4 protein-coding genes and 2 rRNA genes (1 of these 6 running past the window's edge) are annotated in these 6674 nt (G+C 69.3%); 5 read left to right on the top strand and 1 reads right to left on the bottom strand.

The genetic code is table 11. The features are described from left to right. Positions 1-1034 (top strand): 23S ribosomal RNA (locus CLT75_RS17675) (it extends 2075 nt beyond the left edge of the window). A 75-nt stretch (positions 1035-1109) separates the two neighbouring features. After that, positions 1110-1226 (top strand): 5S ribosomal RNA (rrf, locus tag CLT75_RS17670). Positions 1227-1307: 81 nt separating this feature from the next. On the opposite strand, the gene CLT75_RS17665 is transcribed toward rrf, so the two are convergent. Further along, entirely contained in the window at positions 1308-1985 is a 678-nt protein-coding gene (locus CLT75_RS17665) for a hypothetical protein (RefSeq protein WP_135241625.1), read from the bottom strand. A 69-nt stretch (positions 1986-2054) separates the two neighbouring features. Here CLT75_RS17665 and CLT75_RS17660 point away from each other — a divergent pair, with 69 nt between their 5' ends. From CLT75_RS17660 to CLT75_RS17650, 3 genes are all read left to right on the top strand, one after another. Further along, positions 2055-4673 carry a valine--tRNA ligase gene (locus CLT75_RS17660; protein WP_135241624.1) on the top strand — a complete coding sequence of 873 codons (2619 nt, stop codon included), beginning with the start codon at positions 2055-2057 and terminating at the stop codon, positions 4671-4673. A 182-nt stretch (positions 4674-4855) separates the two neighbouring features. Next, positions 4856-6199: a bifunctional folylpolyglutamate synthase/dihydrofolate synthase gene (locus tag CLT75_RS17655; protein ID WP_135241623.1), complete on the top strand. Its 1344-nt coding sequence runs from the start codon at positions 4856-4858 to the stop codon at positions 6197-6199. Beyond that, positions 6196-6657 (top strand): DUF4233 domain-containing protein, encoded by a 462-nt coding sequence (locus CLT75_RS17650; RefSeq protein WP_135241622.1) that lies wholly within the window; start codon positions 6196-6198, stop codon positions 6655-6657. Before CLT75_RS17655 ends, CLT75_RS17650 begins: the two co-directional genes overlap by 4 nt. The last annotated feature ends 17 nt before the right edge of the window (positions 6658-6674 follow it).

Below are 6674 nucleotides of genomic sequence, written 5' to 3'. Positions count from 1 at the left end.
TCACGAGCGAAGCGGAGAACTTAAGCGCCAGTAAACGGCGGTGGTAACTATAACCATCCTAAGGTAGCGAAATTCCTTGTCGGGTAAGTTCCGACCTGCACGAATGGCGTAACGACTTCCCCACTGTCTCAACCACAGGCCCGGCGAAATTGCATTACGAGTAAAGATGCTCGTTACGCGCGGCAGGACGGAAAGACCCCGGGACCTTTACTATAGCTTGACATTGGTATCTGAATTAGCTTGTGTAGGATAGGTGGGAGCCGGTGAAGTCCATACGCCAGTATGGGTGGAGGCAATCTTGAAATACCACTCTGGTTGATTTGGGTATCTAACTTCGGACCGTTATCCGGTTCAGGGACAGTGTCTGGTGGGTAGTTTAACTGGGGCGGTTGCCTCCTAAAGGGTAACGGAGGCGCCCAAAGGTTCCCTCAGCCTGGTTGGCAATCAGGTGTTGAGTGCAAGTGCACAAGGGAGCTTGACTGTGAGACTGACAGGTCGAGCAGGGACGAAAGTCGGGACTAGTGATCCGGCACTGGCATGTGGAAGCGGTGTCGCTCAACGGATAAAAGGTACCCCGGGGATAACAGGCTGATCTTCCCCAAGAGTCCATATCGACGGGATGGTTTGGCACCTCGATGTCGGCTCGTCGCATCCTGGGGCTGTAGCAGGTCCCAAGGGTTGGGCTGTTCGCCCATTAAAGCGGTACGCGAGCTGGGTTTAGAACGTCGTGAGACAGTTCGGTCCCTATCCGCCGTGCGCGTAGGATACTTGAGAAGGGCTGTCCCTAGTACGAGAGGACCGGGACGGACGAACCTCTGGTGTGCCAGTTGTCCCGCCAGGGGCACGGCTGGTTAGCTACGTTCGGAAGGGATAACCGCTGAAAGCATCTAAGCGGGAAGCTCGCTTCAAGATGAGGTATCCCACCCACATTGTGGGGTAAGGCCCCCAGCTAGACGACTGGGTTGATAGGCCGGAAATGTAAGCCCGGTAACGGGTTCAGTTGACCGGTACTAATAGGCCGAGGACTTGACTACCAAGCTGCTACGCGTCCACTGTGCAACTCTGAACAAACCACCACCCATCAGGGTTGGTTGACATGTTCATAGAGTTACGGCGGTCATGGCGGAGGGGAAACGCCCGGTCACATTCCGAACCCGGAAGCTAAGCCCTCCAGCGCCGATGGTACTGCACTCGGGAGGGTGTGGGAGAGTAGGACACCGCCGGACAATCTTCCAATTCAGGGCCACCCCGCACCGGGTGGCCCTGAATTGCGTTCACCGGAAAGCCGGCCCGAAGGCCGGCTGCGGTCAGCGGCTCTGGACGGACTCGCGGATGTCCCGGAACAGGGCCGCGGCGTCGTCGACCCGGCGGCCCGGGAACATGCCCATCACGACGCTGCCGTGGTCGGCCCACCCGCACACCGCGAAGTCGCCGCCGTCGCCGCTCGTCGTACCGCACTTCATCACGCCGCCCAGGCGGCCCGCGTCCACCTCGCGCAGCCCTGCCACCCGGCCGGTCTCATCGGCCATCAGGCCGAACAGGGTGTCCAGGTCACGCTCGGGCTGCCAGAGCAGCGTGGTGCCGCCGAACAGCAGCACCGAACGCTTGGCGTCCCCGCCGTCGGAGTAGACGGCGCCGTAGCCGCGGTCCAGCTCGATGTCGGCGGCCAGTCCGTCGCGCAGGTAGTCGGCGGTGCTGCGGGCCCGCTCGCTGTCGTCGCGTACCAGCCCGGCCACCTCGGCCGGCTGACCGAGCGTGGTGTCCTTCTGCTGGATCACCCGCCAGCCGCCCAGTCCGAGCGCGCCGGCGCCGGCCAGGCCGGCCGCCAGCAGGGCGGCGAGGACGATCTTCCGGCGCCGGGACACGGGACGGCGTTCGGGCTCCTGCGCGGGATCGCGGCGGCTCAGCTCGATCGGCTCATCGGTCAGCTCGACCGGATCGGAACCCCCGTCGACCGGGTGCTCGGTGAGATGCGCGTCGGACATGACCGCCACCGTACGCGAATCACAGGTGGTGCACGTCGGGTCCCCGAAAGCGCTCCGTAGACTTTCAGGGTGACCGAGAGACTGGATGCCCGACGCCCCGACGCCCCGACCCTCGCCGGCCAGTACCAGCCCGGCGAGGTAGAGCAGCGACGGTACGAGCAGTGGGTAGCCGGCGGGCACTTCCGGGCGTCGGCGGACAGCGAGAAGCCGCCGTTCACCATCGTCATCCCGCCGCCGAACGTCACCGGCTCGCTGCACATGGGTCACGCGTTCGAGCACACGCTCATGGACGCGCTCACCCGGCGCAAGAAGATGCAGGGGTACGAGGCGCTCTGGCTGCCGGGCATGGACCACGCCGGCATCGCCACCCAGAACCTGGTCGAGCGGCAGCTCGCCGGTGAGGGGCTGTCCCGGCACGACCTCGGGCGGGAGAAGTTCGTCGAGCGGGTCTGGCAGTGGAAGGCCGAGTCCGGCGGCGCGATCCTCGGCCAGATGCGCCGGCTCGGCGACGCGGTCGACTGGGACCGCGAGCGCTTCACCATGGACGAGGGCCTGTCCCGGGCCGTGCAGACCATGTTCAAGAAGCTCTTCGACGACGGGCTCATCTACCGGGCCAACCGGATCATCAACTGGTGCCCGCGCTGCCTCACCGCGCTGTCCGACATCGAGGTGGAGCACACCGACGACGAGGGCGAGCTGGTCTCGATCCGCTACGGCGACGAGGTCGTGGTGGCGACCACCCGCGCGGAGACCATGCTCGGCGACACCGCGGTGGCGGTGCACCCGGACGACGAGCGTTACCGGCACCTGATCGGCACCGAGGTGGAGCTGCCGCTCACCGACCGGCGGATCCCGATCGTCGCCGACGAGCACGTCGACCCCAGCTTCGGCACCGGCATGGTCAAGGTGACCCCGGCGCACGACCCGAACGACTTCGAGATCGGCCAGCGGCACGACCTGCCCTCGCTGACGATCATGGACGAGCGCGGCGTCATCACCGCGCCCGGCCCGTTCCAGGGCCTGGACCGCTACGAGGCCCGCCCGGCGATCGTCGCGGCGCTGCGCGAGCAGGGCCGGATCGTGGCCGAGAAGCGGCCGTACCTGCACGCGGTGGGGCACTGCTCGCGGTGCAAGACGACTGTCGAGCCCCGGCTGTCGTTGCAGTGGTTCGTCAACACCGCCCCGCTCGCGAAGGCCGCCGGTGACGCGGTGCGTGACGGCCGGGTGAAGATCGAGCCGGCCGAGCTGGCCAAGCGCTACTTCGCCTGGGTCGACAACATGCACGACTGGTGCATCTCCCGCCAGCTGTGGTGGGGCCACCGCATCCCCGTCTGGTACGGCCCGGACGGCGAGATCGTCTGCGTCGGCCCGGACGAGGAGCCGCCGTCCGGCGAGGGCTGGCGGCAGGACGAGGACGTCCTGGACACCTGGTTCTCCAGCGGGCTGTGGCCGTTCTCCACGCTCGGCTGGCCCGAGCGCACCCCCGACCTGGCGAAGTTCTACCCGACCAGCGTGCTGGTCACCGGCTACGACATCCTGTTCTTCTGGGTCGCCCGGATGATGATGTTCGGCCTGTACGCGATGGACGGCGTGCAGCCGTTCGACGTGGTGGCGCTGCACGGCATGGTCCGCGACGAGCACGGCAAGAAGATGTCGAAGTCGTTCGGCAACGTGGTCGACCCGCTGGACTGGATCGACCGGTTCGGCGCCGACGCCACCCGCTTCACGCTGGCCCGGGGCGCCAACCCCGGCCAGGACGTGCCGGTCAGCGAGGAGTGGTGCCAGGGCTCCCGCAACTTCTGCAACAAGCTCTGGAACGCCACCCGGTTCGCGCTGCTCAACGGCGCGCACACCGACGGTCCGCTGCCGGCCGCCGCTGACCTCTCCACCGTCGACAGGTGGATCCTGTCCCGGCTGGCGCACGTCACCGCCGAGGTCGACGAGCAGTTCGAGGCGTATGAGTTCGCGAAGGTCTGCGACCTGCTCTACCACTTCGCGTGGGACGACGTCTGCGACTGGTACGTGGAGCTGAGCAAGCCGGTGCTGGCCGAGGGCGGCCCCGCCGCCGACGCCACCCGCCGGGTGCTGGGCCACGTGCTGGACCAGCTCCTGCGGCTGCTGCACCCGGTCATCCCGTTCGTCACCGACGAGCTGTGGGCCGCGCTGAGCGGCGGCGAGACCGTCCTGACGGCGTCCTGGCCGGTCGCCGACCGTACCCTCGTCGACGACGCCGCGGAGGGCGAAGTCGGCACCCTCCAGCGGGTGGTGACCGAGGTCCGGCGGTTCCGGTCGGACCAAGGGCTGCGGCCGACCCAGCGGGTCGCCGCGCGGCTCGACGGCCTGGCCGGCGCGGGCATCGCGGCGCACGAGCCGCTGGTGCGCTCGCTGGCCCGGCTCGACGCACCAGGCGACGACTTCCAGGCCGGCGCCACGCTGGCCATGCCCGGCGCGGTGAGCGTCGCGCTCGACACCCGCGGTTCGATCGACGTGGCCGCCGAGCGCGCCCGGCTCACCAAGGACCGGGCGGCGGCCGAGAAGGAGGCCACCCAGGCGCGGGCGAAGCTGGACAATCCGGCGTTCGTCGGCAAGGCGCCCGAGCCGGTGGTGGCGAAGATCCGCGAACGGCTGGCGGTGGCCGAGGCGGACCTGGTCCGGATCGACGCCGCCCTGGAGGCGCTGCCCTCGTGAGCGCGAGGAGTGAGCCGGGGTTGCGAGCCCCGCAGTCGCGAACGAAAGATGGCTCCGCATGAGCGCGAGGAGTGAGCCGGGGTTGCGAGCCCCGCAGTCGCGAACGAAAGATGGCTCCTCGTGAGCGCGAGGAGTGAGCCGGGGTTGCGAGCCCCGCAGTCGCGAACGAAAGCTGGCTCCGCATGAGTGACCGCACCGACCGCACCGAGTTCGCCGAGGTGGAGGCCGCGCTCAACGCGCGCGGCTTCACCCGGATGCACTTCGAGCTGGAGAAGATCGAGACCCTGCTCGACCTGCTGGGCAGCCCGCAGCGGGCGTACCCGTCGATCCACCTGACCGGCACCAACGGCAAGACCTCGACGGCCCGGATGATCGACTCGCTGCTGCGGGCGTTCGGGCTGCACACCGGCCGCTACACCAGCCCGCACCTGGAGACCGTCCGGGAGCGGATCAGCCTGGACGGCGAGGCGGTGAGCGAGGAGCGGTTCGTGTCCACGTACCGTGAGATCGCGCCGCTGGCCGAGCTGGTCGACCAGCGGTTCGCCGAGCCGCTGACCTACTTCGACATGACCACGGCGCTGGCGTTCGCCACGTTCGCCGACGCCCCGGTCGACGTGGCGGTGGTGGAGGTCGGGCTCGGCGGCGCGGAGGACGCGACGAACGTCATCCAGGCCGGCGTCGCCGTGATCACCCCGATCGGGCTGGACCACACCGAGTGGCTCGGCGACACCATCGAGGACATCGCGCTGCACAAGGCCGGCATCATCCACCCCGGCGCCACAGTGATCGCGGCGGCGCAGGAGGAGGAGGCGGCCCGCCCGATCCTGGCACGCTGCGCCGAGGTCAACGCCACCGTCGCGCGCGAGGGCGCCGAGTTCGGCGTGCTGCGCCGCGCGGTCGCGGTCGGCGGCCAGGTGCTGACCATCCAGGGCCTGGGCGGGGTGTACGAGGAGATCTTCATCCCGCTGCACGGCGCGCACCAGGCGCAGAACGCGGCGGTCGCGCTGGCCGCGGTGGAGGCGTTCCTCGGTGCCGGCGCCCGGCGGCAGCTCGACATCGAGGCGGTCCGTGAGGGATTCGCCGCGACCAGTTCGCCGGGCCGGCTGGAGCGGGTACGTAGCGCCCCGACGGTGCTGCTCGACGGCGCGCACAACCCGCACGGCATGGCCGCGACGGTCGCCGCCGTGCAGGAGGAGTTCGCGTTCAGCAAGCTCGTCGGCGTGCTGGCGGTGCTCGGCGACAAGGACGCGGCGAGCCTGCTGGAACTGCTCGAACCGGTGCTCGACTCGATCGTGGTGGCGGAGAACAGCTCGGCCCGGGCGATGCCGGTGGACGAGCTGGCCGCGCTGGCGCGGGAGATCTTCGGGCCGGAGCGCGTGCAGGTGACCCGGGAGATGCCCGACGCCATCGAGGCGGCGGTGGCGGAGGCCGAGGCGGACGTGCCGGGCGAACTGTCCGGGGTGGGCGTGCTGATCACCGGATCGGTGGTGACAGTGGCCGACGCCCGCCGGCTGCTCAAGCGATGACCGGCCCGCAGCAGCGCCCGACCGATCCGGAGCAGGCGGCCGGCACTGAGCAGCCGACGGGCCCGGAGCAGCCGTCCGGTCCGGAGCAGGCAGGCGGCTCGGAGTCGGTGGGCGGCGGGCGGCGGTCCGGGCTGCGGAACCCGGACAAGGCGGTACGCGGACTCGGCGCCGGCACCATGTCGCTGGAGGCGCTGGTGCTGCTGCTGGCCATCCAGCCGATCCGGGTGGTCGGCGGTGACCTGAGCGGCGCGGCGATCGGCGCGATCGTGGCGCTGGCGGTCGCCTGTGTGGTGCTCGCCGGGATGATGCGCCGCCCGTGGGCGTGGCACGCCGGCACCGTGATCCAGGGCCTGCTGCTGCTCTCCGGGCTGCTGCACTGGTCGCTGTTCGCGCTCGGGGTGATGTTCGCGCTGGTGTGGGCGTACGCGCTGCACGTGCGGCGGGTCATCCTCGGCTGAGCGCCGGCGCGCGGTTG

Source organism: Micromonospora sp. CNZ285 (assembly GCF_004637285.1).
This window is presented reverse-complemented; position numbering and strand designations above follow the sequence as displayed.